This window comes from Belnapia moabensis DSM 16746, assembly GCF_000745835.1.
GTDB classification, from domain to species: Bacteria; Pseudomonadota; Alphaproteobacteria; order Acetobacterales; family Acetobacteraceae; genus Belnapia; species Belnapia moabensis.
This window is the reverse complement of the sequence record NZ_JQKB01000287.1, coordinates 1-1,175: the sequence shown is the minus strand read 5'-3', so window position 1 is coordinate 1,175 and position 1,175 is coordinate 1. Positions and strand designations below refer to the sequence as shown.

2 protein-coding genes are annotated in these 1,175 nt (G+C 66.6%); one reads left to right on the top strand and one right to left on the bottom strand.

Translation table 11 applies throughout. The features are described 5' to 3' along the window. The coding region (locus EP26_RS36600; protein ID WP_043345510.1) for a hypothetical protein at positions 1–828 on the top strand (828 nt) is incomplete at its 5' end. 38 nt (positions 829–866) lie between these two features. Here the strand turns inward: EP26_RS36600 and EP26_RS30890 are convergent. Beyond that, positions 867–1,175, bottom strand: a 309-nt coding sequence (locus EP26_RS30890; protein ID WP_281177180.1) for a Bug family tripartite tricarboxylate transporter substrate binding protein, incomplete at its 5' end; no start/stop codon positions are given.

Genomic DNA, 1,175 nt, shown 5'->3' with positions numbered 1-1,175 from the left:
GCGGCCTTTGGCCGCTTGCATCTCGAAGAGACCGGCAGGCCGCCCGTGATCTGCCCGGTTAACGAGATCTCCTTTCTGGCCTGGGCTGGCGGCGACATGGCCAGGATGAACCCCGCCGCGCGCGGACGTGGCCTCGAGCTTAAGCGTCAACTCGTGCGGGCCGCGGCGGCTGCGGCACGAGCGGTGCGCGAGGCAGCACCGGGAGCTAAAGTTCTGGCGATTGAGCCAATTATCCATGTCGTGCCACAACGGAACGAAGATACAGAACTCGCTGACGCTTGGTACAACAGGGCGCAGTTCCAAGCCTGGGACATGCTTGCGGGACGGGTGGAGCCTGCACTCGGTGGTGGGCCCGAGACGTTCGACGCGGTGGGTGTCAACTACTACTGGAACAATCAGTGGAGTTGCGAGGGGGAATGGCTGCCTGAGGGACGCTGGCTGTGCGAGGGCGAGCCGATGTCACCATTCGACTCGCGTACCCGCCCGCTGCACGCGCTCTTGGCGGCCGTCCACACGCGCTATGGCCGCCCACTGTTCCTGGCCGAGACCAGCATTGAGGACGACCTTCGCGCGCCTTGGCTGCGCCACGTTGGCGGTGAGGTGCGTGAGGCGCTTCGGCGAGGCGTTCCGGTCGAGGGCGTCTGCCTTTATCCTATCCTCGGCCACCCAGGCTGGGATGATGACCGCTACTGCGCCAATGGCCTGTTCGAGCTGGAGCCGAACGGGGATGGTCGCCGCCCCGTTCATGCGCCCTTGGCGGCTGAGCTCCGGTCGCAGCAGCAGTTGTTTGCGCTGCAGTTCGGAAAGCACTCGGGTCAGGCCAACTAACCACCAAGCAATAGGTGGCGTAACATACGGGCGGCCGATCACTCCGCCTTGATGCCCGCGGTCCGCACTACACCGCGCCAGCGCTCCACCTCTTCGCGCTGAAAGGCGGCGTACGCCTCGGGCGAGCTTGCCACCACCGTGAAGCCGACCTGCTCGAGGCGCTGCCGTCCCTCGGGATGGCGCAGCGCCTCGGTTGCCACCGTGTGCAAGCGCTTGACCAGCGGCGCAGGCATGCCGGGAGGAGCCATGAGGGCCTGCCAGGAGGTGACCACGAAGTCCTTCAACCCCGCTTCGCTGGCGGTGGGCACCTCGGGCAGCACCGGGTGGCGTTCGGCGCTGGTGACCAC